Origin of the sequence: Frankia sp. QA3, from assembly GCF_000262465.1 — a bacterium.
GTDB lineage: Bacteria > Actinomycetota > Actinomycetes > Frankiales > Frankiaceae > Frankia.
In genome coordinates this window covers 6,283,008-6,307,320 of the sequence record NZ_CM001489.1, presented here as the reverse complement: position 1 = coordinate 6,307,320, position 24,313 = coordinate 6,283,008, and the positions used below count along the sequence as shown (strand labels likewise).

The window sequence follows — 24,313 nt, the reverse complement described above, 5'->3', positions numbered from 1 at the left end:
CGCACCAACGAGTTTGGGATGGCACGAGCGATGAGTGAGACGGCCGAGCCCGGCACCGACGCCGCGGACCGCGCGGTGGCCTCGACCAGCGCGTCCGAGGCGGCCGCGACCACCGACGCCGCGGCGGCGCGACCCGCCGCGGGCGACGAGCCCGGATTCCGCTACGACGCCCGGCTTGCCGCGGACATCGAGCGCCGCTGGCAGCGCCGGTGGGCCGACGAGGGCACGTTCAACTCCCCGAACCCGGTCGGGCCGCTCGCCGCGGGCTTCGACGAGGTCGCGGGGCGCGAGCCGTTCTACATCATGGACATGTTTCCCTACCCCAGCGGCACCGGCCTGCACGTCGGCCACCCGCTCGGGTACATCGGCACCGACGTGTTCGCCCGCTACCTGCGGATGTCCGGCCGCCACGTGCTGCACCCGTTCGGCTACGACGCCTTCGGCCTGCCCGCCGAGCAGTACGCCATCAACACCGGCCAGCACCCGCGCACGACCACCGACGCCAACATCGCCAACATGCGCCGGCAGCTGTCCCGGCTGGGGCTCGGCCACGACACCCGCCGCGAGATCGCCACGACCGACGTCGGGTACTACCGCTGGACCCAGTGGATCTTCCAGCAGATCTTCAACGCCTGGTACGACCCGCAGGCCGGCCGGGCGCGGCCGATCGCCGAGCTGATCGCCGAGTTCGAGGCCGGCACCCGCTCGCCGGTGGCCGGCCCCGCCGCCGGCGCCACCGCCGTGTCGGTCGACGCCGTCCGCGCCGCGAACCCGGCGGGCCTGCCCTGGGCCGAGCTGGACCGGGTCGCCCGCCGCCGGGTCGTCGACGCCCACCGGCTGGCCTACATCTCCGAGCAGCTCGTCAACTGGTGCCCCGGGCTCGGCACCGTGCTGGCGAATGAGGAGGTCACCCCAGAGGGCCGCAGCGACATCGGGAACTACCCGGTGTTCCGCCGGCCGCTGCGGCAGTGGGTGCTGCGGATCACCGCCTACGCCGAGCGGCTGGTCGCCGACCTCGACCTGGTCGACTGGTCGGATTCGATCAAGCAGATGCAGCGCAACTGGATCAGTCCGAGCGACGGCGCCAGCGTCGAATTCGCCCTCGTCCCCCCCGGCACGACCGACGCGACCGGCACGGCCGGCACGACTGACGCGACCGGCACGGACGCGCCCTCCCCCGCGCCGCGCATCGAGGTCTACACGACCCGCCCGGACACCCTCGCCGGGGCGACCTTCCTGGTGCTCGCGCCCGAGCATCCGCAGGTCGACGCGCTGGTCGCCGACGCCTGGCCGGCGGGCACCCCGGCCGCCTGGCGCTTCCCGGCCGGCCGCGGCACCCCCGTCGCGGACGCCGCGGGGACGGCCGAGCCCGAGGCAGCCACCGACGCCACTGCGAGCACCGACACCGCCGAGGCCGCCGCCGCGGACCCGGCTTGGACGCCGCGCGCCGCGATCGAGGCATACCGGGCCTTCGCGGCGCAGCGCAACGACCGCCAGCGCGGCGAGGAGATCGACCGCACCGGCGTGTTCACCGGCGCCTACGTCCGCAACCCGGTGGGCGGCGCGAAGATCCCGGTCTTCCTCGCCGACTATGTGCTCGTCGGCTACGGCACCGGCGCGATCATGGCCGTGCCGGCGCACGACAGCCGGGACTTCAGCTTCGCGCGCGCCTTCGGCCTGCCGATCCCGGCGGTTCTGGCGCCCGACGAGCAGTGGTGCGCCGAGCGCGACGTGTCGCCCGGCGCCCCACCGGCGGCGTGGCCGGAGGCGTTCAGCGGCGAGGGCGCCTACCTGCCCGCCCCGGCCGGCGCCCCGGTGCTCACCGGCCTCGGCAAGACCGATGCGATCAAGACGACCGTCGCCTGGCTGGAGGAGATCGGCGCAGGCCGGGCGGCCCGGTCCTACCGGCTGCGGGACTGGCTGTTCTCCCGGCAGCGCTACTGGGGCGAGCCGTTCCCGATCGTCTTCGACGACGACGGCCTGCCGCACGCCGTCCCGGATGAGCTGCTGCCCGTCGAGCTGCCCGAGATGACCGACTTCCGGCCGACGGCGATGGCCGAGGACGACGCGAGCGACCCGGTGCCGCCGCTGGCCCGCGTCGCCGACTGGGCGAGCGTCACCCTCGATCTCGGCGACGGCCCGAAGCGCTACCGGCGCGAGACGAACACGATGCCGCAGTGGGCCGGTTCCTGCTGGTACCACCTGCGTTACCTGGACCCGACCAACACCGAGCGGTTCGTCGACGAGACCGTCGAGCGGTACTGGCTGGCCAAGCCGGGCGCGGCGGCCGGCGACGGCGGCGTCGACCTGTACGTCGGCGGCGTCGAGCACGCGGTGCTGCACCTGCTCTACGCCCGGTTCTGGCAGAAGATCCTCTACGACCTGGGGTACGTCTCGTCCAAGGAGCCGTTCAAGCGGCTGTTCAACCAGGGCTACATCCAGGCCGACGCGTTCACCGACGCCCGCGGGATGTACGTCCCGGCGGCCGAGGTGGAGGCGAGCGGCGACGGCCGGTTCACCCACCAGGGGGCGCCGGTCGACCGTCGCTCCGGGAAGATGGGCAAGAGCCTGAAGAACAGCGTCAGCCCGGACGAGATGTACGACCGGTTCGGCGCCGACACGCTGCGGGTCTACGAGATGGCGATGGGTCCGCTCGACGCCGACCGGCCCTGGCACACCGACGACATCGTCGGCTCGCACCGATTCCTGCAGCGCCTGTGGCGCGCGGTCGTCGACGAGGGCAGCGGGACGGTCGCCGTCTCCGACGAGAAGCTGGACGCCGAGGCCACCCGCGTCCTGCACCGGACGATCATCACGTTGGCCGCGGAGTACGCGGGCCTGCGGTTCAACACGGCCGTCGCCCGGCTCATCGAGCTGACGAACTTCGTCTCGAAGCGGTACGGCCAGGCCGCGACCCCCCGGGCCCTCGCCGAGCCGCTGGTCCTGATGGTGGCGCCGCTGGCCCCGCACATCGCCGAGGAGCTGTGGACCCGGCTCGGGCACAGCGGATCGGTGAGCCGCGCGGCCTTCCCCGTGGGTGACCCGGCGCTGGCCGCCGAGTCCGAGCGGACCATCCCGGTCCAGGTCAACGGGAAGGTGCGGTTCACCCTCCAGGTGCCCGACGGTGCCGCGGAGCCCGTGATCCGCGAGTTGCTCACCGCGCACCCCGACTACGCGCGCCAGATCGAGGGCCGGACGATCAAGAAGATCATCGTCGTCCCCGGCCGCATCGTCAACATCGCCCTGGGCTGACCGCTCCGCCACCCTGCTTATCCGGAGGGATAAATCGGACACGAAACTCTCCGGATAAGCAGGAAACCCGGAAGCGACCGAGGGGAAGCTGCTCAGCGACGGGCCGCAAGGCCGCGCGCTCGGCGACGGGCCGGGCGGAAGGCTGCTCAGCGGCCGCCGGGACCCGGGGGGCCGGGCTGGGCGGGCAGGTCCAGCCCGTCGCCGGCGCCCCCGGCGGCCCTGGCGTCGCCGACGACCTCGCCGTCGATCACCGGGGCCTTGCCGGTCACCCGGCCCGACCGGCGGCGGATCGCCTGGCGGGGATCGACCGGGCCGGTGGGCCGGTCGGGATCGACCCCGAGGAACTCACCGTTCGCCACGTTCGAGCGCATCCGGCGCAGGCTCTTCGAAAGCATGAAGAACAGCCCGGCGGAGACCACGATCAGCCCCACGACGATGAGCAGACCGACAGCGCCCGCGCTGGACTCCTGCTCGGCCAGCACGGAACCGGCGAAGATCTCGTTCACGGTGACGTCCTCACACCCGGGTCCATCTCTGCGGTCATCACCCGCCGCTGCGCCGCGCGAGCGCGCGGCCGGCTCCGCCCCCTGCGGGCGGTGCGCCGTGGGCTCCCGGCGGTACCCACCCTCGACACTACGCCGCGCCGGACCGCCGGCGGCAGGCGCCGATCAGCCCCCGCCGGCCGGCCGGCCACCTGCCGCGCAGGCGATCAGACGCCGTTGAACAGGTCGTCCTCGGGCAGCGTGCCGACCTCGATCAGCGAGCGGGCGAGCTGGTAGTCCTCGGTGGGCCAGGCCTCCCGCTGGACATCGAGCGGAACTCGGAACCACCATCCGGTGGGGTCGACCTGGGTGGCGTGCGCGATGAGGGCGCGATCGCGGGTCTCGAACCAGTCCGCGCACGGCACCCGGGTGGTCAGCCGGCCCGCGTCCGCCGCCCGGTCGGCCCACTCGTCGAGGTGCTCGGCGTAGGGGGACTCCAGGCCGCGGGCCAGCAGCGCCTGGTGCAGCGCGAGGATGCGCTCCTTGTGGAAGGTGAGGTGGTAGTACAGCTTGAGCGGCTGCCAGGGGTCGAGCCCGGCGTCGACCCCGACCTCGGGATAGCGCTCGGGGTCGCCGGCCGCCTCGAACGCCTCGATGCTGATCTCGTGCGTCATGATGTGGTCGGGGTGCGGATAGCCGCCGGACTCGTCGTAGGTCGTGATGACCTGCGGCCGGAAGGTGCGGATCAGCCTGACCAGGGGCTGGGCCGCCGTGGTGAGCGGCGTGGTGGAGAAGCGCCCCGGCGGCACGGGCGGCTTCGGGTCGCCCTCGGGCAGGCCGGAGTCGACGAAGCCGAGCCACTCCTGGCGGACGCCGAGGATGCGCCGGGCGTTCTCCATCTCCTCGCGGCGGATCTCGGTGATGCGCTCGGCGACGCCGGGCAGGTCCATCGCCGCGTTGAGGATGCTGCCCTCCTCACCACCGGTACACGTCACGACCAGCACGTCCACGCCCTCGCTCGCGTAACGCGCCATCGTGGCCGCGCCCTTGCTGGACTCGTCATCGGGGTGGGCATGGATGGCCATGAGACGCAGGCCATGCCGCTCGTCGACCGAAGGCATGACACCATTGTCGCTGACGGCCGGGCTGGACTGCGGCCATCGACCTGGGTGGCCGTGACGTGACCGCCGTGCTACACCACTGTGCGGAACCATGGAGCCCGCCTCCACGTTTGATCTGGAAAAGTCACCCAACGCCGTGGCACAATGCACCGTCCGCGCATGCGGCGACGGGTGTGACGTCGCCGGCCGGCGTACCGACATCGGTGTCGGTCCGGCCCCGGGGGACCGATGGAGTGCGGCACCCGTCCGCCGCGCTCCCGCTCCGGAGCCGTGCGGTCATGGTCGAAACCACGGACTGACGGCTCACCCGCGAGGGTAGAACCGCTGGTCCGGGGTCTCCCGGCGGTCGAGAAGCCGCCGCCGGAGTCAGCGGGCTCGACCCAGAATTCCTTGATTCATTTTGATATCGTGACCCTTTTGATGTTCACCGAGGAGCGTGACCCGCGTGACGCAGCAGACTTGGCTCACTCAGGAGGCATACAACCGGCTCCGCTCCGAGCTCGACTACCTCACCGGCCCCTGGCGCACGGAGATCGCGACCAAGATCGAGGCGGCCCGCGAGGAGGGTGACCTCAAGGAGAACGGTGGCTATCACGCCGCCAAGGAGGAGCAGGGCAAGCAGGAGGCCCGGATCCGCCAGCTCATGGACCTGCTGCGCGACGCGCAGGTCGGCGAGGCTTCCAACACGACCGGGGAGGCCGGTCCGGGCACGGTCGTCGAGGTGCGCTTCCCCGGGGAGCAGGAGACCGAGAAGTTCCTCATCGGCTCCCGCGAGGACCACAGCACGCCCATCGACGTCTTCTCCCCTGCCTCCCCGCTCGGTGGTGCCGTGACCGGCCACAAGGCCGGCGAGACCGTCAGCTACACGCTCCCCAACGGCCGCTCCGCGAAGGTCGAGATCGTCTCCGTCGCACCTTACGGCTCCTGACGGCGCCCCGGCCTGGCCCGGCCATGCCAGTCCGGCCGGGCCGGGGGTCACCCATCGTGGCTGGGACGCCGGCACCTAGGAGCCAGTCCGCCGGACGAGCCGGGCGGCCCGGGCGGGGGGCTCCTTCGGGCGGGGCGGGCGGCGGTACCCCGACTACGCCTGCAGCGGACGGCAGCCGCCATGGCTGCGCCGCGGGCGGTGTCGACGTACCGTCGACGCGTGGAGGATCTGCCGGCACCGCCCCGTCATTCCATGCCACCGACCGCGACATCCCCGGCCACCGCGCCGGCGGGTGCCGCTCCGCCGTATGCCACGGTGGGTGAGCTTCGCCGCAACGGGCACGTTCACCGGCCCGTGCGCGTGGAGCTGCGCGACAACCTCGTCGCCCTGATGAAGGGTGAGGCTCCCCGTTTCCCGGGCATCGTCGGGTTCGACGAGACCGTCCTGCCGCAGGTCGAGCGCGCCATCCTGGCCGGCCACGACATCGTCTTCCTGGGCGAACGCGGGCAGGGCAAGACCCGGCTCATCCGCACCCTGGTGAGCCTGCTCGACGAGTGGTCGCCCGCCGTCGCCGGCTGCGAGATCAACGACCATCCGTACGAGCCGGTCTGCGGCCGCTGCCGGGCGCTGGCAGCCCAGCTCGGCGACGAGCTTCCGATCGGCTGGCGGCACCGCTCCGACCGGTTCGGCGAGAAGCTCGCGACTCCGGACACCAGCGTGGGCGACCTGATCGGCGATGTCGACCCGGTGAAGGTCGCCGAGGGCCGCACCCTCGGCGATCCGGAGACGGTGCACTACGGCCTGGTGCCGCGCACCAACCGCGGCATCTTCAGCGTCAACGAGCTGCCCGACCTCGCCGAGCGCATCCAGGTGGCGCTGCTCAACGTGCTGGAGGAGCGCGACATCCAGGTCCGCGGCTACCTGCTGCGCCTGCCGCTCGACCTGCTGCTGGTGGCCTCGGCGAACCCCGAGGACTACACCAACCGGGGCCGGATCATCACCCCGCTCAAGGACCGCTTCGGCGCCGAGGTCCGCACCCACTACCCGCTGCAGCTCGCCGACGAGCTCGCGCTGATCCGCCAGGAGGCGGTGATCTCCTGGGCGGGCTCGCCGCTCGGCACGCCCGAGATAGCCGATCACCTGCTGGAGATCGTGGCCCGGTTCACCCGGCTCGTCCGCGACGCTCCGCAGGTCGACCAGCGTTCGGGCGTGTCGGCCCGGCTGGCGGTGGCCGCGGCCGAGACGGTGGCCGCCTCCGCGGTGCGCCGCGCGGCGCTGACCGGGGAGGAGACGCCCACCGCCCGGGTGGTCGACCTCGCCGCGATCGTGCCGGCGGTGCGCGGCAAGGTCGAGTTCGACCAGCTCGAGGAGGGGCGCGAAGACGAGGTGCTCGCGCTGCTGCTGCGCCGGGCGATCGCCGAGACGTTCCGGGCCCGCCTCGCCGGCGCCGACCTGACCGGGCTGCAGAACCGGTTCGACGCCGACGGCCCGGTCGAGACGGGCGACATGGTGCCCGCCGCCGAGCTGCTGCGCCGGGTCGGTCCGGTGCCCGGTCTCGCGGCGATCCTGAACCGGCTCGGCGTGGACGGTGCGGAGTCGCCCGGCCTCGCCGCGGCGGCGCTGGAGCTGGCGATGGAGGGACTGCACCTCAACCGCCGGCTGGCGAAGGAGGAGCTGCCAGGCCGGACGGTCTACGGCTCCTAAAGCCCGGCCCGGCCCGGGCCGATCAGCCCGGGCCGTCGGGCGACGGCACACACGCGGCAACGGCGCTCGCGGAGGCATCGGTCCAGGTCCGGGACGTCCGGCCCCAGACCGGACATGACACCAGTGGGAGGACCCCGGTGAGCTCCGGCACATTCCGCTACGGCCCCTGGGACGGCGGGCCCGACCCGCTCGCCTCCCCCTTCACCGCGGCCGGCGCGCTCGACGAGATGTCCCGTCAGATCCTGGAGGGGCGTACCCCCCGCGAGGCGCTGGAGGCCCTGCTGCGCCGCGGCATGCCCGGCCGGCGCGGGCTGGACGACATGCGCCGCGCCATCGAGCGACGCCGGCGCGAGGCCCGTTCCCGGGGCCGGATGGACGGCACCCTGCAGGAGGTCCGCCGGCTGCTCGACACGGCCGTCGGGCAGGAGCGGGCGGCGCTGTTCCCCGACCCGTCGGACGAGGCCCGGCTGCGCGAGGCCGAGCTCGACGCGCTGCCCGCCGACCCGGCGCGCGCGGTGCGGTCGCTGGCCGAGTACGACTGGCGTTCACCGCAGGCCCGCGAGACCTACGAGAAGATCTCCGAACTGCTGCGCCGGGAGGTCCTCGACACCCAGTTCAAGGGGATGAAGCAGGCCCTGGAAGGCGCGACTCCGGAGGATTTCGCCCGCATCCGGGACATGATCGGCGCGCTGAACACGCTGCTGGAGGCCGACGCCCGCGGCGAGGACACCGACGCGGCGTTCGGCGAGTTCATGTCCCAGTACGGCGACTTCTTCCCCGAGAACCCGCAGTCGCTCGAGGAGCTGGTCGACGCGCTGGCGCGCCGTTCGGCGGCGGCCGCCCGGCTGCTCGCCGGGCTCACCCCGCAGCAGCGCTCCGAGCTCGCCGATCTGATGTCCACCGCGATGGAGGACCTGGGGCTGGCCGCCGAGATGTCCCGGCTCGCCCAGGCGCTGCAGGCCTCCCGCCCGGACCTGAACTGGGGCGGACGGGCCCGCGGGCGCGGCGGGCGGTTCGGCGAGGGCCTCGCCGGGGACGAGCCGCTGGGCCTGGGCGACGCCACGACGGCGCTGGAGGAGCTGGCGGAGCTCGACGAGCTCGCCGCCGCGCTCGGGCAGGACTACGCCGGGGCATCGCTGGAGGACATCGACCCCGACGCGGTCGCCCGGGCGCTCGGTCGTTCCGCCGTCGACGACCTGCGCAGCCTGCAGCAGATCGAGCGGGAGCTGGAACAGCAGGGGTTCATCACCCGCCGGGCGGGCAGCCTGGAGCTCACCCCCCGGGCGGTCCGCCGGATCGGGCAGGCGGCGCTGGCCCGGATCTTCCGCCAGGTCTCCGCCCGCGGCCGCGGCGATCACAACCTCACCGACGCCGGCTCCGCCGGCGACCTGCTCGGCACCTCGCGAGGCTGGCAGTTCGGCGACACCCAGCCGATCGACGTCGTCCGCACGGTCCGCAACGCCGTGCTGCGCGCCGGGCCGCCCGGGAAGGGCCGGCCGGTGCGGCTGGAGGTCGGCGACTTCGAGGTCGCCGAGACCGAGCGACGCACCACCGCGGCGGTCTGCCTGCTGGTGGACCTGTCCTACTCGATGGCCCTGCGCGGGACGTGGGGGATCGCGAAGTCGACGGCGCTGGCGCTGCACACCCTCGTCAGCACCTCGTTCCCGCAGGACAAGATCCACATCATCGGCTTCTCGGACTACGCCCGCGAGCTGCGGCCGGTGGAGCTCGCCGGCCTCGACTCCGAGATGGTTCAGGGCACGAACCTGCAGCACGCCCTACTCATCGCCGGCCGGCTGCTCAGCCGGTACCCGCAGGCCGAACCGGTCGTCATGGTCGTCACCGACGGGGAGCCCACCGCGCACCTGCTGCGCGACGGCACACCGTCGTTCTCCTGGCCGCCGATGCCCGAGACCCTGGAGCTGACCCTCGCCGAGGTGGACCGGCTGACCCGCCGTGGGGTGACCATCAACGTGTTCATGCTCGACGACGAGCCGCGGCTCGTGCAGTTCGTCGAGGAGATGGCCCGGCGCAACGGCGGGAGGGTCCTCTCACCCGACCCCACCGCCCTCGGCAGCTACGTCATCCGGGACTACCTGCGCTCCCGGGGGCGCCACCGCGTCGCCCGCTGATCCGCCCGCGGCCTCGGCGCCCCGGGTATCCCCCCGGGTGTCCCGGGTATCCCCTGCCGGCTGCGCGGGGTCGGCCTGCGGCGCCGCGGTGGGGGCGAGGACGGGGCCGGCGGCGAGCGGGTCGGCGGCGAGCCGCTCCCAGAACTCCGCCGCGAGCCGCTCGTAGGCGAGGCCGAGATCCAGGGTGCGCCGCAGCGACCAGACCATGGCGTCCGCCGGCAATGCGGCCAGCGTGCGGTAGACCTCCAGGTGCGCCCGGTGCGCGGCGGCCTGGGCGCGGGCGAGCCGGACCACGTCGCCGGGGCGGCCGAGGTCGCTGAACGCGAGCTTGAGCAGGCCGGGGTCGCGTAGTTCGGTGCGCCCGGAGTCGACCGAGGAGAGCCAGGACGCCAGGCTGCGCCGGCCGGCGTCGGTGATCCGGAAGATCCGCCGGCGGCGGCCCCCCGCCTCCCGCTCCTCGGCCAACAGCCCGGCCGCGGCCAGGCGCGGCGGCTCCTTGTAGAGCTGCGCATGCGGGAACGACCAGAAGTTCCCGACCGACTCGGCGACCGAGACCTTGAGGTCATACGGCGTGGCGCTGCCGCGGCGGGCCACTTCCCCGAGAACCAGGTACGACACCGGTGTCAGTGCGATCTCCGCCATGGTCTCGATAATACGGCTTGACTCATACCGTCTGTTCCAGACTATCCTACCTTGAGGCAACAGTCCGAGTCAGACGATTGTGAAGGTGGGTCACCGTGCCGACGATTCCCTGGACCACCCCGCCCAGCGGCAAGCCCGGCGCCGCCGACGCCGGGGGCACCAACGCCGGGGGCACCAACGCCGGGGGCACGCAGGTCGAGGCGACCAGCGCCGAGGCCGGCCCCATCGAGGTCATGGCCTCCCACTTCGTCCTCAGCTCGACCCGGCACACGGTCACGATGCTGCGCTCGGCCCTGGCCGTCCGGCGGGCCGTGCTCGCCGCGCCCGGCGCCCTCGGCGTCTCGCTGGTCGCCCGGCCACTGCGGCGCGAGTACTGGACCCTGTCCGCATGGACGGACCGGGCCGCGCTGGACGCGTTCGTCGGCGACCCCCGCCACCGGGAGGCGATGCGCCGCCTCGCGCCCGCGATGGCCCGGTCCCGGCTCGTCTTCTGGCGCCCGCCGGCCGGCGCCGGCGCTCCCACCTGGGCACAGGCCCACGAGCACCTCGCCGCGCCCACCACACCCACCGGCTGACCACCCGCACGCCGGCCGCGGCGACCACCCTCACCCGCCGCGGGGGATCTGACCGGCACCCGGTAGGCGCCCGCCGCGCCCCGGCCACCCGGATCTCGAATTCTGCTACTCTGCGCGATCGTGATGTCACGGAGGGCAGGCAAAGATGCGAGGGGTGCGAGGCATCGAGCGGGCACGCGGCAGCACGGGCAGCGGCCCCGGCCACCAGCCCGCTCGCGGCTGGTCGCCGCCGTACTGCTGACGGCGGGCGTGGGGCTCGCCCCCACGGCCATGCCGGCCTCCCCCGCCCAGGCCGCGCCGGGCGGCGCGATCCTCGCGGACGGCCCCGGCGGTCTCACCGGCCTGCCGGGCGCGGGGGTGCGACCGGCTGGCGATGGCCCGCCGATCGCCGGCCAGGCGGCCGGGGCGGTCCGGCCGACCGACCTCGCCGCCGAGATCACCCGCGGGCAGCCATCGCCGCCGTCGGCGCCCGGCGCGTTGAGCACCACCGAGCAGCGCGCGGTCGAGCGGTACTGGACGGCCGAGCGTCGCGACCGGGCCTTCGGCTCCCACACCACCGACCGCGCCGACGCCACCGGCACCAGCACGGCGTCGGTCGCGCCGTTCGCCGACGACCCGAACCCCGGGCTGTCGAGCACGCCCCCGCCGCCCAGCGACGGCACGCCGTACACCCGGGGCGGGCTGGTCACGTCGACCACCGGTCGGCTGTTCACCACGATCAGCGGCGCCGATTTCGTGTGCTCGGCGAGCGTGGTGACGAGCCCGGGCCGCGACCTCGTCGTGACCGCCGGGCACTGCCTGCACGGCGGCGTCGGCTCGCAGTTCGCCCAGCACGTCGCCTTCGTCCCGGGCTATGTCGACGCGACGATGCCGTACGGCATCTGGACCGCCCGCCGGCTGACCGTGACCCCGGGCTGGGCGACCGGCAGGAACTTCGACGTCGACGCCGGGTTCGCGCTGTTCAACACCCACGGCGGCCGGCACATCGAGGACGCGGTCGGGGCCCAGGGCATCGCCTTCGACCTGCCAAGCACCTACCAGCAGTACAGCTTCGGCTACCCGCGCCTGTCGCCGTACGACGGCAACCAGCTCATCTACTGCGCCGGGCCCGGGTCGGCCGACCCGTACGGCGGCTCGTCGATCGGGGTGCGCTGCCGGATGACGGCGGGCGCGAGCGGCGGCCCGTTCATCACCGGGTTCGGTCGCCTCGGGCCCGGGCACGGCTGGATCGACGCGGTGGTCAGCTACGCCTACACCGGCTCCACCGACCGCCTGTACGGGACGCGCTTCGGCGATGTGGTGAAACTGCTCTACTACCAGTCCTACCGGCTCTGACCCCGCAGGAGGCACAGGACCGGCACAGGAGGCACAGGACCGGCACAGGAGGCACAGGACCGGCACAGGAGGCACAGGACCGGCACAGTCGGCCCATAGCCGGTGCATAAGCGGGAGGTGTCGGTCGGTACCGTCTGCGCATGCCGCATCCGGGCAGCTTCGGGCTCCTCCTCACCCTGCACATCCTTCTCGCGGTCTTCGTTGTCGGACCGCTGACCCTGGTGTGCGCCGCCGTCCCCCGCCTGCTGCGGGTGGGACCGGGCGCCCTGCCGATGCTGCGGCTCGCCGCCCGGCTGGTGCGGGGGTTCGGGTTGGCCTCGCTGCTCATCGTGGTGACCGGCGCGGGGATGGTGCACCAGGGGTCGTTCGGCAGCGTGCGGTCGTTCAGCGACTCCTGGCTGCTGGGCTCGCTGGTTCTGTGGGTGGTGGCGTGCGGGATCTGTCTGGCGGTCATCGCGCCCGGCCTGTCGCATGCCGTCGCCGAGATCGACGCCGGCGGGGATGCCCGGCGCCGGCTCGGTTCCATCACCGGTGGCGCCGTGCTGAGCTCCGCCTGCTGGGTCATGGTCGTCGCCCTGATGGTGGTCAAGCCCGGGGCTTGACGTCCTCGCCCAGGGTGAGCCGGCGCGCGGCGACCCGACCGGGCCCGCGTCCGCTCAGCTCGCGGCGGCGAGGGGGTGCCGGTCGGCCTCCCCGCGGTCGACGACGTCCTCCAGCTTGTCCAGCACCCGGTCCCACACCTGCCGGGGCAGGTCGTGCCCCATCCCGTCGATCTCCAGAAGCTCCGCGGCCGGGATCGCCGCGGCCGTCAGCCGGCCACCGATCACCGGGATGAGCGGGTCGGCGCCGCCGTGGATGACAAGGGTGGGCGGGCGCAGCCCGGCGAGCTCCGCGGTGCGGTCCGGGGCGGAGAGCACCGCGGTGATCTGGCGCAGCACGCCGTCGGGGTTGGTCCGGCGGTCCCAGTAGATCTCGGCGCGCCGGCGCAGCCACGCCTCGTCCGGTGCGAACTCCGGCGAGCCCAGGACCCGGTGTGCCTCGTGCGCGGCGACGATGGACTGCTCCACGTCGAGCGGCGCCGGGCGCAGGAACAGCCCGATGGCTTCCGGCGTCGGCTGCACCCGATGGTCGCCTGGGTGCGACATCACCGACGTGAGGCTGCGGACCCGCTCCGGGCTGCGTAGCGCCGCGATCTGGGCGACCATGCCGCCCATCGACAGACCCAGTAGGTGCGCCGATTCGATGCCGAGCGCGGTGAGCAGGCCCAGCGCGTCGGTGGCGAGGTCGGTAAGCCCGTAGGGGGCGAGGTCGAAGCGCCCGGCGAGGATGGCCCCGAGGTCGGGCCGGCCGAGGTGGTCGAGGTGGGTGGACAGGCCCACGTCGCGGTTGTCGAAGACGATCACCCGGTAACCGCGGCGGGCGAGCGCGGCGAGCAGGTCGGGATGCCAGCCGACGAGCTGCTGCCCGAGGCCGCCGATCATCAGCAACGGCAGACCATCGTCGTCGCCGTGGATCTCGTAGGCGAGGTCGATGCCGTTGACCGTGACGATGCCCATGGTCGGAAGGTAGCCATCCCGTGGCCGGCGCGCACGTCTTCCAGGCCGAATCGACCCAACCTCACCCGTTCGGGCCCGCCCGCCGGCCGGCCGCACCGATCTCACCGGTCGTCCCACCACGTGGAGTGCGTGATCCCCGGCCCTCAACTACCCTTTGCATCTTGTCGACTCCATAGAGTAGCGATACGGAGCGCCCATCGAGGAACCACCCGCCACGCACCCGATCTCCCTGGACGGCCATACGTGATCTTTCCAACGATCGAGTTCGCGGCGTTCTTCGTCGTGGTGATGGCGCTGTCCTGGCTGCTGATGCCCCGGCCGGCGTTGTGGAAGCCGTTCATCCTCGCCGCGTCGTACTTCTTCTACGGCTTCGCCGACGCCCGGTTCGTCCTGCTCATCGTCGCCTCGACCCTGATCAACCAGGCCGCCGCGCGGGCGATCCACCGGTTCCGGGACCGGCGCATCCTCGCCGCCGCGATCGCCTGCGACCTCGGCCTGCTCGGCTGGTTCAAGTACTACGGCTTCTTCGCGCTGTCCGTCGATCGCGCCCTGACCGACGTCGGGCTGCCCACACCGCTCCCGCTGCTCCAGGTGGCGCTGCCGATCGGGATCTCGTTCTTCACCTTCCAGGCACTGAGCTACGTCATCGACGTCCACCGCGGGATCACGGCTCCGGCGCCGCTGCTCGACTTCGCCGTCTACGAGGCGTTCTTCCCGCATCTGGTGGCCGGTCCGATCGTGCGGGCCAGCGAGTTCATCCCACAGCTCGCCACCCCACGTGACCCCGCCCAGGTGCCGACCACCCGGGCGGCGTTCCTCATCCTCGGCGGGCTGATCAAGAAGGTGGTGCTCGCCGACGTCATCGCCTCCCGGCTGGTCGACCCGGTCTTCGATGCCCCCGGCCAGCACTCGTCCGCCGAGATCGGCGTCGCCGTCTACGGCTATGCCGTCCAGATCTACTGCGACTTCTCGGCCTACTCCGACATCGCCATCGGGATCGCGCTGCTGCTCGGCTTCCGCTTCCCGGACAACTTCGACCGGCCGTACGCGTCGCGCAGCCTGCAGGAGTTCTGGCGGCGCTGGCACATGACCCTGTCGCGCTGGCTGCGCGACTACGTGTACCTGCCCCTCGGCGGGAGCCGGCGCGGACGCCGCCGGACCCACCTGAACCTCATGATCACTATGACGCTGGGCGGCCTGTGGCATGGCGCGTCGTGGACCTTCGTGCTGTGGGGGGCGCTGCATGGTGCGGCCCTGGTCACCGAGCGCCGGCTGCGGACCTGGCGGACGGGGCGGGCGGCCGCCGCCGAGCTCGCCCGGATGCCGCTGCCGCGCGCCGCCGCCACCCCTGCCGCGCCCCTCGGCGAAGCCCTCGCCGCGCAGCGCCCCGCGCCGCCGGACGACCGCGGGACAGCCCCGCTTTCCGACCTCCCCTCGCAGCCCGACCTCCCCCCACAGTCCGGCGTCCCCTCGAAGTCCGGCCTCCCCTCGAAGTCCGGCGTCCCCTCGAAGTCCGGCGGGCCGCCGCGTTCCGGCGTGGCCCCGCCGCCCAGGGCCACGGCGCCAGCCACCAGCTCCGAGTCGGACGCCGCCTTGCCGACGCCCACCTCCCGTCAGGTCGGGATGGCGACGGCGCCCGCGCCGGCCGGCCTCGCCGGGGGGATCGCCCGGGTCGCCGGCCCCATGCGCGGCTGGGCGGCGCGGCTGGCCGTCTTCCACTTCGTGTGCGCGACCTGGGTGCTCTTCCGCGCCCCCGACCTGGGCACGGCGGCCCGCCTGTTCGAGCGGTTGTTCACCGCCGGCGGGCCGGCGCCGCTGGTCACCCCCGCGGTGTTGGTCGCAATCGTGGTGGGACTGGCCACGGCGGCCATCCCGCAAGGCTGGTGGGCCAGGGCACAGGCCCGGTTCGCCCGGGTGGGCCTCGGCCCGCAGGTCGCCCTGCTGACCACCGCAATGATGATCATCTATGCGGTCGTCGGGCAGCAGGACGTCGCCCCCTTCATCTACTTCCGGTTCTGAGCCCCCGCCCGGCGGGGCGCACGACCCGACAGGGCGAGGTTAATCACTTAAGGTAATCGGGCCACTACGAAAGATGAGTGCCTGTCCATCGCCCACAGCCACCGACGGAGCCGGCGACCATGACCGAGCGCGACGATGCGGTGCCGACCCGGCCGCCGGCGTCCGCGCCCGAGCCGCCGCCCGCCGGCCCGCCGCCACAGACACCCCGCGGCCTGCGGGGGCGCCCCTTCACCCGGAGCCGCCCACCGGACCAGGCCGCTGGGCCGGCGTCGGCGCAGTCACCCCCGCGTCATCGCCCCCGGTTGCCGCCGACCGAGGCGGACGCCGTCCCGGCCCGCCGCGCCCTGGTGCTGGTGGTCGCCGTGCTGGGACTACTCGCCGTGCTGCGCGCCCCCGCGATGGTCCACGCCGGCGAGGGGATGCGGCCCGGGCTCACCCGCACGCTCGTGCTGGGTGCGGCACGGCCGACCGAGCGGGTGACGCACGCGGTGCGCCTGGACGCACCGGACCGCTGGCTGACGCGCGCCTTCGGCCACGGGACCGCACCGCGCGGCGCCGCCTCGGAGCTGGCGACCGCGGCGAGCCGCGCCGCTGCCGGCGCGGCGGCAACTGGCCGGCCCGGCACCGCCGGGGCACCCGCCGCCCCGCCCGCCCCGCTACGCCTGCCGAGCGCCGCCGACCCGCTGCGAGTGCTCGTCACCGGCGACTCGCTGACCGAGTCTCTCGGCCCCACCATCACGAACACGGCGCCGGACACGGTCCGGGCACAGACCGAGACCCGGTTCGGCACCGGCCTGGTCCGGCCCGACTTCTTCGACTGGGCCGCCCACGCCCGCGTCCAGGTCGCCGAGCGCAACCCGGAGCTGGTCATCGTCGCCATGGGTGGCAACGACGGTCAGGGCATCACGCGAGCCGACGGCACGGTGCTGCCCGCCGGATCGGCCGAGTGGGAGGCCGAGTACCAGCGGCGGGCCAGCGTCGTCATGCGGATCTGGACCGGGGACGGGGCCAGGCGGCTGTTCTGGCTCAGCCTGCCACCTGCCCGCTCGGGCCGGCTGGACGCCTACTTCCGCCGGATGAACGCGGCGACGGCGACCGCGGCGGCGGGGGTGAGTGGCGCGAGCTACCTCGACCTGACCCCGTGGCTGTCGAAGGACGGCGCCTACAGTGACTACCTCACCGATGCCGGCGGCCGGGCCGTGCTCGCCCGCTCCCACGACGGGGTGCACCTGACCCTCGACGGGGCGCGGATCGCCGCGGCGCACGTGCTCGACACCGTCCGGGGCACCTGGCGGCTCGGCTGACGCCGACCGGCTGGCATGGCCCGGCTGACGCCGACCGGCTGGCATGGCCCGGCCGAAGCCCGATCAGCGCACGCGGAACCCGAAGCCGGCGCCGTCGAGATCCGCGCGCGCCCTGGTCACCGCCGCGTGGGCGTCGGCCAGCACCTCACGGGCGGGCGGGCGGGCCGCGCCGGCGGCGTCGAGCGCGGCGAGCAGGTCCTCGGCGAGCACGGCGAGCTGGTCGGGTAGGGCATGGGGGGCGAGCTTCGGCGGGCGCATCCCGGCGGGCGCACCCGTGCCGATCCGCTCGCCGAGCACGGCCAGCTCGTCGAGCAGCCGAACCGTGCGCTCCGCCCGGGTCATCCCGGAACCCACCGCGACGTCCCAGGAGGAACCGGCCCATCCTCGGATGCGACGGATGAGCAGACCCGTCTCCCGACTGAGATCATCGACCTCATCGGACATCCGGGCATGATACCCCACGATACCGGGGCGGGGCCTTGCTCTTTGCTGTGGCATGGGGCACGCTTGCGACATGAGCCGTTGACGTCGGGTTTTACTTCTGGAGGCGCGCATGTCGCTGAACCGCTCCCCGCAGACCCACCAGACCCTCATCGAGCGGATTCCGAAGGCAACGGGGCACGGGGTGAACCACTGGCTGAGGCGGCTGGACGACGGTCCGGGCCTGCTGCGCTTCACGGAACGGGTGAACTGGCTACGCGCCGAGCACAACCTGCCGCACAGCTTCGCGGCGGCTCTCGTCCACGAGGCGGACCTGCGGCGGCGGGCGAGCCGGGCGTAGGCACCGCGGCGCCGCGGCGGGCGCGAACAGCCCGCCCGGCGCCGCGCCACCCTCGGAGGTTCACAATGAGCGGATGGACCTCGATGCCGCCACCGAGTTCGTCCGCGATCATCATCGGGCGGTGCTGAGCACCACCCGCCGGGATGGCAGCCCGCAGATGTCGCCGGTGACGGTCGGGGTGGACGCCGAGGGTCACCTTCTGATCAGTACGCGGCTCACCGCGTACAAGGTCGGCCACATCGAGCGGGACCCAACCGTGCGGCTGTGCGTGCTGCCGGACGACTTCTTCGGACCGTGGGTACAGATCACCGGCACCACGGAGATCGTCCGGCTGCCGGCGGCGATGGAACTGCTGATCAGTTACTACCGCGAGATCTCCGGCGAGCATCCCGACTGGGACGACTACCGGGCGGCGATGGTCCGCGACAAGCGCTGCATCCTCCGGATCACTCCCACCGCCGCCGGCCCGGACCACTCCGGCTGAGCAGCCGACCCGCCCGGACGGTCTACTGGCGCAGCTTGGACAGCAGCCGCAGCATCTCCAGGTAGACCCAGACGAAGCCGATGAGCAGGCCGAAACCGGCTCGCCACGCCTCGGACCGCGGCGCGCCGGCGGCGATCGCCCGCTCGATGTAGTCGAAGTCGAGGATGAACTGGAGGCTCGCGACGCCGAGCACCAGCACGCTGAACAGGATGCCCAGCGGGGTCGCGTCATTGATCACCGGCAGGTGGCTGCCGCTGACCGCTCTGATGAGCAGGTCGACCAGGCTGAGTAGAACGACGCCGAGCAGCACGCCGGTCACGATGCGGGCCATCCGCGGGGTGGCCCGCAGCCGGCGGCTGCGGTAGGCGACGAGCATCACGACGAAGATCAACCCGGTGCCGAGCAGGGCCTGCGGCACGATGCCCGCAAAGGCGTCCTCGTAGAAGCGCGAGATCGCCCCCACCGCGACGCCCTCGATCAGGGCGAAGGCGATGACCAGGGACGGGCGCAGCCGGTTGCGCATCGAGACGACCAGGCTGATGACCAGCGCGACGAGACCGGCGGCCAGGGCGATGCCCGGGGCGTCCCGCCCGACCACCCAGCCGACCGCGCCACCGACGCCCAGCAGGGCGAACAGCCCCAGCGTGTGCACGACCACGTCGTCGATGGTGAGGGTGCTCGGCTGCCGGTAGTGGCTGGCCAGCTCCTCTGGGGTGGGCGTCGGCGGCGGCGCGAACCCGCCGCGGCGCAGCACAGGGTTCGAGGAACGAAGATCGGCCATCGAGCCGGCTCCTCTCGGTCGCCGCCGGGGCGGCGCCACCGTCATCAGCTGGTGCACACGTCAACCACGCAACGAACCCACGGCCGGGGAGGTTCCCCCGCCGGTCGGGCGGCACCACGGCGGGCCACCGGGCCGAGTGGACCGGACGGCCGCGGCCGAGTGGCCTGCCGGAGGCCCCGGCCCACGGACCCCCGCCCACGGACCCCCGCGCGCGGACCCCCGCACGCGGACCGGTGAGCGGATCCGGCGCCACGGATCCGGCGCCGTGGACGGAAGACAAGACCGCCAGGCGCGGGAGTTGTAGCGAATCTGGGACGGAAAGTAGCGGATGCGGCAACGCGGGGAAACGATTGCGCCCCCGCGCCGCGGCTCACCTCGGCATCGCGACGAAGCCTTCCACGCCGACCACCCGCGGCGTTCACCAACGCGCACGGGCGATCGGCAATGGATTGTGCCGGTGGTCGGAGTCGAACCGACACTCGAGCTGTTTTTAGGACAGCCTCCTCTACCAGTTGGGATACACCGGCTCGTCTACATCGCTGATGTTTCTACCACGCTACGTAGGGTCTGGGAATAACACATCGCGGAAAAAGTGGTCCGGAGATGGCGGCACCGACGAAAGCGTGACTCTTCGTGACTAGGATGCTGCCGCATTGCCATCCCCGCCGATCAGTGGACGGCCCAGATCGCTGGAAAGCCGAGCTCGCGGCTCGTTAGCGGCGTCGGCCCACTCCGGAGATGGCGGAATCCCGCCCCCACCTTGGTGCCGTTAAGCGACGGAGGCCGGTGAACCCCTCGAGAGGCGGGGATTCACCGGCCGGCGTGGGGCCGTGGCGCGGCCCGCGGACGCGGGCGACGGTCAGCTCCGGTGCCGCGCGGCCTGCGAGTTCGCCTCCGCCGCAGCGGCGGCGGGCGCGGGCGTGCCCGGCGGGGCGGACGCGGCGGCGGCCTCGTCGACGCCGGCGGCCTCGTCGGCACCGGGGTAGGTGGTGGAGCCCTCGAGCGCGGCCGGCGTCCCCGGGGCCGCGTCCGTGCCGGTGGCCGGGGCGGTCGCGGGGGCCGCCACCCGGCGGAACTCCGCCCGGGGGTCGGCGAACGAGCCCAGCGAGACGATCTCGCGGCGGAAGAACAGCGCCAGGCTCCAGTCGGCGACCACGCGGGCCTTGCGGTTCACCGTGGGAACCCGGCTGAGGTGGTACGTCCGGTGCATCAGCCAGGCGGGCCAGCCGCGCAGCCTGATCCCGTAGACCTCGGCCACGCCCTTGTGCAGCCCCAGGGAGGCCACGCTGCCGGCGTAGCTGTGCTCGTACGGCTTGATGGGCTCGTGGCGCAGCTCGGCGAGGAGGTTCTCCGCCAGCCGGCGGGCCTGGCGGACGGCGTGCTGGGCGGACGGCCCGGTCGTCGCCCCCTCGCCCTTGGTCAGGTCGGGCACGGCCGCGCAGTCGCCGGCGGTCCAGGCGTCCGCCACCCCGTCGACCTGGAGGAAGGCGGTGGCCCGCAGCCGGCCGCGGTCGTCGAGCGGGAGGTCGGTCCGCTCGAGCATCGGGTTGGGTTTGACACCGGCCGTCCACACCACGGTGCCGGCCTCGAACCGGTCGCCGTCGTCGAGAACGACCCGGCCGTCGAGCAGGCTTTCGACCCGAGTGTTCAGCTTCACCTGGATTCCGCGGTGTTCGAGCTGCTTGACCGTATACAGCCCCATTCCGGGGGAGACCTCCGGAAGAATGCGACCCGTCGCCTCCACGAGAACCCAGCGCATGTCCGCGGGCTCCAGATCCGGGTAATAAGAACACGCATCACGCGCCATGTCCTCGAGTTCGGCGAGTGCCTCGATTCCGGCATATCCGCCGCCGATGAAGAGGAATGTGAGCGCGCGCCGCCGGACCGCGGAATCGGTGGCCGACGCGGCCGCGTCGAGACGACTGATGACCTGGTTCCGGAGATAGATGGCCTCGGCCGCGCTCTTGAATCCGATTCCCTGCTCGGCGAGGCCCGGGATCGGCAGCGTCCGCGCCACCGAACCGGGACATATCACCAAAATGTCGTACTTAAGGTCGAAAGCCTCCCCCAGCAGCGGCTGGACGGAGGCCGTGCGTCGCTCATGCGACACCGTCACGACATGTCCGCTGACGATCCGACAACCCTTGAGCACCTTACGTAGCGGGACAACCACATGCCGTGGCTCAAGGTTACCGGCAGCCGCCTCTGGGAGGAACGGCTGGTAGGTCATGTATGAGTTGGGTTCGATGACAGTGATGGTTGCCTCGCCCCCGTGCAACTTCCGCTGAAGTCGCAGGGCCGTGTACATGCCGACGTATCCCCCGCCGACGATGAGGATGTGCGGTGCCTGCCCATAGCCCATGCAAAAACGGTACCCGCGGGGGCCGGCTTACACCCTGCGTCGAGCTGGCCGACCCCGACTATTCCGTGACGCAGGACACCAATACGGACGACCTTCGGCCCATCTCGCCGCCAGAGAGACAGTGCCGTGGCTCACGTGCTGTGTCCGCGACCACAAGGCATGGGCTTAGTCGAGCCGCTCAACCACTTCTGCCAGCGCCGCCGCGGAACGGAAAACCGTGTCGAGCATCACCTCGGTGACCCGTCCGGTGAAGGTGTTCTGCTGGCTTGGGTGATAGCAACCCACGACGCGGACCCCGGCACCGGGAAGTTCGACCCGCGTCCCATGGCCGAACGGCACCCTCGGCGCCGGAACGGCGTACCCGGCCTGCGCCAGCGCCGGCCACAGCGCCGTCCATGCGAAGCCGCCCAGAACGACGACGACCCGCAGCGTCGGCCGGACGAGTTCCAGGTCCCGGACCAGCCACGGGCGGCAGGTGTCCCGTTCCGTCGTCGTCGGCTTGTTCGCCGGCGGCGCGCAGCGCACGGCCGCGACGATCCGGGTGGCCCGCAGGCGCTGGCCGTCCCCGGCGGACTCCGACGTCGCCAGGGTGGCGAGCCCGACCCGGTGCAGCGAGGCGAACAGCCAGTCGCCGCTGCGGTCGCCGGTGAAGATGCGCCCGGTACGGTTGCCGCCGTGGGCGGCGGGGGCCAGGCCCACGATCAGGATCCGCGCATCCGCCGGGCCGAACGAGGACACCGGACGCCCCCAGTACGGCTGGTCGGCGAACGCGGCCCGGCGGACCTCGGCGACCTCCTCCCGCCAGGTGACCAGGCGCGGGCAGGCGCGGCAGACCGACATCCGGGCGTCGAGCGTGTCCGTGTCGGCGGCGTCGGCGGCCAGAGCGCCCACCAGCGCGGGCGTCTCGGCGACCGGCGTGGTCGGGTCAGCGAGGTCACCCGGCCAGCCGCCGCCCGCCCGGGCGGGACCGCGGTCCGGGCCGGCCGTCATCCCGCGGCGGGACCGGCCGCGGTCGGTACGGACGGCGCGGACGGCGACGGCGGCACCGCGGCGCTCGCGGTTGCCGGGCCGCTCGCGGCTGCCGGAGAGACGGCCAGGGCCAGCGCGATCCCGTCGAGGATGTCCCGCTCGCTGGCGACGACCGACGCGGCACCGGTGCGCTCGACCAGCGTGCGCAGCACGAGCGCGCCGGACGCGATGACGTCCACCCGCCCGGGGTGCATCACCGGCAGCGCCGCCCGCTCGTCGTGCGTCATGGCGAGCAGCCGCTCGGTGACGGCGGCAACCTGCTCGGCGCTCGTCACCGACAGGTGGATGCGGTCCGCGTCGTACCCCGGCAGGCCGGCGGCGAGAGCGGCGACGGTGGTGACGGTCCCGGCGACGCCTACCAGGGTGGCGGCCTCGGTCAGCGGCACCGTCTGGGCGGCGAGGTCGAGAGCGGCGTGCACGTCGGCGACGATCGCCGCGGCCTGCGCCGCGGTCGGCGGATCGTCGCGCAGGTGGCGCTCGGCCAGCCGGACGCAGCCGACGTTCACCGAGCGGGCCGCCCGGACGCCGTGAGCGTCCCCGAGCACCAACTCCGTCGAGCCCCCGCCGATGTCGGCGAGCAGGATCGGGGTGGCGACCGACGAGGAGCCGCCCGTCCCGGACAGACCGATCTTTCCGACCTGGCCGGACGTTCCCGCCGAGCCTGCCGGGCGAGGCTCAAAGCCGGTTGCTCCGCGCGCATCCGGGTCGCCGAGATGGCTGAATGTGCCGGGCTGCCCGGATGGTCCCGAGCGGTCGGATGCTCCCGGCTGGCTCGGCGCCCCCGCGCGGCCCGACCCTCCGACCTGCCCGGATCCCCCGACGAGGTCGCCGATGGCGCCGCCGAACGACAGCGCCGCCTCCTCGTCCCCGCTGATCACCTCGGGGTCGACCCCGAGGATCGCGCGCACGCCGGTGACCAGCTCATCGCGGTTGCGGGCGTCGCGGGTCGCGCTCGTGGCCACCATCCGCACCCGCGTCGCGCCCAGGCGTTCGATCTCGGCGGCGTAGTCGCGCAGCGCGGCGAAGGTCCGCGCCAGCGCCTGCGGGGCGAGCTCACCGGTGCGGTCGACCCCGGCGCCCAGCCGGACGATCTCCATCCGGCGGGTCAGCTCGTGCAGCCTGGACCCGTCGTAGTCCGCCACCAGCAGGCGGATCGAGTTGGTCCCGCAGTCGATCGCGGCGACGCGGCTCACGCCGGCACCTGCCCCGTCGTCCCGGCGGCGCCCGCCGCGACCCCGCCCGCTCCTGCCGGGCCCGCGGCCACGCACGGCCCCCGCCGGCCCCAGTCGTCGACGGCGGCGAGCGCCTCGTCGCCGAAGGGGTTCACCCCCGGCCCCGCGGCCAGACTGTGCGCGACGAGAACGTGCAGGCACTTGACCCGCTCCGGCATGCCGCCGGCGCTCGGGGCGCCGGGCAGGACCTCGTGGGCGTCGCGGCGGGCGAGGTAGTCCCGGTGCGCCGCGGCGTAGGCGGCGGCAAGATCGGCGTCGTGGGCGAGCCGCGCGGTCATCTCCCGCATCGTCCCGGCCCCCTCCAGCCGCGACACCGCCGCGGCGGCGCGGGGGCAGGTGAGGTAGTACAGCGTGGGGAACGGCGAACCGTCGGGCAGCCGGGGAGCGGTCTCGACCACGTCCGGCAGCCCACAGGAACAACGGTGGGCGACGGCCAGGACCCCGCGCGGCTCACGGGACAGCTGCCGCCCGACGATCTCGACCTCCTCGGCCGTCACCGCCGTCGACACCACGTTCTCCTCCCGCACCGCGACGCACTCCTCCCGGGGACAGCGACCATGCACCGGTACCGCCGCCTAGCATCGCAGATCCATG

At 73.3% G+C, this 24,313-nt stretch carries 21 protein-coding genes and 1 tRNA gene; 11 read left to right on the top strand and 11 right to left on the bottom strand.

Features of this window, described 5'->3' with window-relative positions; genetic code table 11:
* Window positions 1-18 precede the first annotated feature (18 nt).
* The gene (locus FRAQA3DRAFT_RS25835) at window positions 19-3,252 is read left to right on the top strand and encodes a leucine--tRNA ligase (RefSeq protein ID WP_009741997.1); all 3,234 of its coding nucleotides are present in this window, start codon (window positions 19-21) and stop codon (window positions 3,250-3,252) included.
* A gap of 146 nt (window positions 3,253-3,398) precedes the next feature.
* Here FRAQA3DRAFT_RS25835 and FRAQA3DRAFT_RS25830 read toward each other — a convergent pair whose 3' ends face one another.
* Together FRAQA3DRAFT_RS25830 and mca are read right to left on the bottom strand one after the other, a co-directional pair.
* A complete protein-coding gene (locus FRAQA3DRAFT_RS25830) occupies window positions 3,399-3,758 on the bottom strand; it encodes a hypothetical protein (RefSeq protein ID WP_009741996.1) in 360 nt (119 codons plus the stop codon).
* Window positions 3,759-3,961: 203 nt separating this feature from the next.
* Window positions 3,962-4,855 carry a mycothiol conjugate amidase Mca gene (mca, locus tag FRAQA3DRAFT_RS25825; protein ID WP_035921519.1) on the bottom strand — a complete coding sequence of 298 codons (894 nt, stop codon included), beginning with the start codon at window positions 4,853-4,855 and terminating at the stop codon, window positions 3,962-3,964.
* Between the two features lie 445 nt (window positions 4,856-5,300).
* Here mca and greA point away from each other — a divergent pair, with 445 nt between their 5' ends.
* The 3 genes from greA to FRAQA3DRAFT_RS25810 all read left to right on the top strand — a co-directional run bounded on the left by greA (window position 5,301) and on the right by FRAQA3DRAFT_RS25810 (window position 9,619).
* Window positions 5,301-5,783, top strand: a complete 483-nt coding sequence (gene greA / locus FRAQA3DRAFT_RS25820) for a transcription elongation factor GreA (protein WP_009741994.1) — start codon at window positions 5,301-5,303, stop codon at window positions 5,781-5,783.
* Between the two features lie 252 nt (window positions 5,784-6,035).
* Window positions 6,036-7,487 (top strand): magnesium chelatase, encoded by a 1,452-nt coding sequence (locus FRAQA3DRAFT_RS25815; protein ID WP_009741993.1) that lies wholly within the window; start codon window positions 6,036-6,038, stop codon window positions 7,485-7,487.
* Between the two features lie 137 nt (window positions 7,488-7,624).
* Window positions 7,625-9,619 (top strand): VWA domain-containing protein, encoded by a 1,995-nt coding sequence (locus FRAQA3DRAFT_RS25810; RefSeq protein ID WP_009741992.1) that lies wholly within the window; start codon window positions 7,625-7,627, stop codon window positions 9,617-9,619.
* On the opposite strand, the gene FRAQA3DRAFT_RS25805 is transcribed toward FRAQA3DRAFT_RS25810, so the two are convergent.
* Window positions 9,539-10,261, bottom strand: coding sequence for a helix-turn-helix transcriptional regulator (locus tag FRAQA3DRAFT_RS25805; RefSeq protein WP_009741991.1), 723 nt, complete (start codon window positions 10,259-10,261; stop codon window positions 9,539-9,541). The two genes, FRAQA3DRAFT_RS25810 and FRAQA3DRAFT_RS25805, sit on opposite strands and share 81 nt — an antisense overlap.
* A gap of 95 nt (window positions 10,262-10,356) precedes the next feature.
* Between FRAQA3DRAFT_RS25805 and FRAQA3DRAFT_RS25800 the strand changes: the two genes are divergently transcribed.
* From FRAQA3DRAFT_RS25800 to FRAQA3DRAFT_RS25790, 3 genes are all read left to right on the top strand, one after another.
* On the top strand, window positions 10,357-10,836 hold the full coding sequence (locus FRAQA3DRAFT_RS25800) for an antibiotic biosynthesis monooxygenase (protein ID WP_009741990.1): 480 nt from the start codon (window positions 10,357-10,359) through the stop codon (window positions 10,834-10,836).
* Window positions 10,837-11,085: 249 nt separating this feature from the next.
* Window positions 11,086-12,171, top strand: coding sequence for a serine protease (locus FRAQA3DRAFT_RS25795; RefSeq protein ID WP_009741989.1), 1,086 nt, complete (start codon window positions 11,086-11,088; stop codon window positions 12,169-12,171).
* Between the two features lie 140 nt (window positions 12,172-12,311).
* A complete protein-coding gene (locus tag FRAQA3DRAFT_RS25790) occupies window positions 12,312-12,773 on the top strand; it encodes a membrane protein (RefSeq protein WP_009741988.1) in 462 nt (153 codons plus the stop codon).
* Between the two features lie 54 nt (window positions 12,774-12,827).
* Here FRAQA3DRAFT_RS25790 and FRAQA3DRAFT_RS25785 read toward each other — a convergent pair whose 3' ends face one another.
* The gene (locus tag FRAQA3DRAFT_RS25785) at window positions 12,828-13,727 is read right to left on the bottom strand and encodes an alpha/beta fold hydrolase (protein ID WP_009741987.1); all 900 of its coding nucleotides are present in this window, start codon (window positions 13,725-13,727) and stop codon (window positions 12,828-12,830) included.
* A gap of 243 nt (window positions 13,728-13,970) precedes the next feature.
* On the opposite strand from FRAQA3DRAFT_RS25785, the gene FRAQA3DRAFT_RS25780 reads away from it, so the two are divergent.
* Together FRAQA3DRAFT_RS25780 and FRAQA3DRAFT_RS25775 are read left to right on the top strand one after the other, a co-directional pair.
* Window positions 13,971-15,746: an MBOAT family protein gene (locus tag FRAQA3DRAFT_RS25780; RefSeq protein WP_009741986.1), complete on the top strand. Its 1,776-nt coding sequence runs from the start codon at window positions 13,971-13,973 to the stop codon at window positions 15,744-15,746.
* 119 nt (window positions 15,747-15,865) lie between these two features.
* Window positions 15,866-17,050 (top strand): DUF459 domain-containing protein, encoded by a 1,185-nt coding sequence (locus tag FRAQA3DRAFT_RS25775; protein WP_009741985.1) that lies wholly within the window; start codon window positions 15,866-15,868, stop codon window positions 17,048-17,050.
* 63 nt (window positions 17,051-17,113) lie between these two features.
* On the opposite strand, the gene FRAQA3DRAFT_RS25770 is transcribed toward FRAQA3DRAFT_RS25775, so the two are convergent.
* The gene (locus tag FRAQA3DRAFT_RS25770) at window positions 17,114-17,494 is read right to left on the bottom strand and encodes a hypothetical protein (RefSeq protein ID WP_009741984.1); all 381 of its coding nucleotides are present in this window, start codon (window positions 17,492-17,494) and stop codon (window positions 17,114-17,116) included.
* A 109-nt stretch (window positions 17,495-17,603) separates the two neighbouring features.
* Between FRAQA3DRAFT_RS25770 and FRAQA3DRAFT_RS25765 the strand changes: the two genes are divergently transcribed.
* Both FRAQA3DRAFT_RS25765 and FRAQA3DRAFT_RS25760 read left to right on the top strand, forming a co-directional pair.
* Entirely contained in the window at window positions 17,604-17,831 is a 228-nt protein-coding gene (locus FRAQA3DRAFT_RS25765) for a DUF4287 domain-containing protein (RefSeq protein ID WP_009741983.1), read from the top strand.
* Between the two features lie 73 nt (window positions 17,832-17,904).
* Window positions 17,905-18,315 (top strand): PPOX class F420-dependent oxidoreductase, encoded by a 411-nt coding sequence (locus FRAQA3DRAFT_RS25760; RefSeq protein ID WP_009741982.1) that lies wholly within the window; start codon window positions 17,905-17,907, stop codon window positions 18,313-18,315.
* Window positions 18,316-18,337: 22 nt separating this feature from the next.
* Here FRAQA3DRAFT_RS25760 and FRAQA3DRAFT_RS25755 read toward each other — a convergent pair whose 3' ends face one another.
* From FRAQA3DRAFT_RS25755 to FRAQA3DRAFT_RS25730, 6 genes are all read right to left on the bottom strand, one after another.
* Entirely contained in the window at window positions 18,338-19,096 is a 759-nt protein-coding gene (locus FRAQA3DRAFT_RS25755) for a Bax inhibitor-1/YccA family protein (protein WP_009741981.1), read from the bottom strand.
* A gap of 452 nt (window positions 19,097-19,548) precedes the next feature.
* Window positions 19,549-19,623, bottom strand: a tRNA-Leu gene (locus tag FRAQA3DRAFT_RS25750).
* 332 nt (window positions 19,624-19,955) lie between these two features.
* A complete protein-coding gene (locus FRAQA3DRAFT_RS25745) occupies window positions 19,956-21,458 on the bottom strand; it encodes an NAD(P)/FAD-dependent oxidoreductase (protein WP_009741980.1) in 1,503 nt (500 codons plus the stop codon).
* 165 nt (window positions 21,459-21,623) lie between these two features.
* Window positions 21,624-22,448, bottom strand: coding sequence for a uracil-DNA glycosylase (locus FRAQA3DRAFT_RS25740; RefSeq protein WP_009741979.1), 825 nt, complete (start codon window positions 22,446-22,448; stop codon window positions 21,624-21,626).
* Entirely contained in the window at window positions 22,445-23,680 is a 1,236-nt protein-coding gene (locus FRAQA3DRAFT_RS25735; protein ID WP_009741978.1) for a Ppx/GppA phosphatase family protein, read from the bottom strand. Before FRAQA3DRAFT_RS25735 ends, FRAQA3DRAFT_RS25740 begins: the two co-directional genes overlap by 4 nt.
* Window positions 23,677-24,246 carry a DUF501 domain-containing protein gene (locus FRAQA3DRAFT_RS25730; protein WP_009741977.1) on the bottom strand — a complete coding sequence of 190 codons (570 nt, stop codon included), beginning with the start codon at window positions 24,244-24,246 and terminating at the stop codon, window positions 23,677-23,679. Before FRAQA3DRAFT_RS25730 ends, FRAQA3DRAFT_RS25735 begins: the two co-directional genes overlap by 4 nt.
* Between the last annotated feature and the right edge of the window lie 67 nt (window positions 24,247-24,313).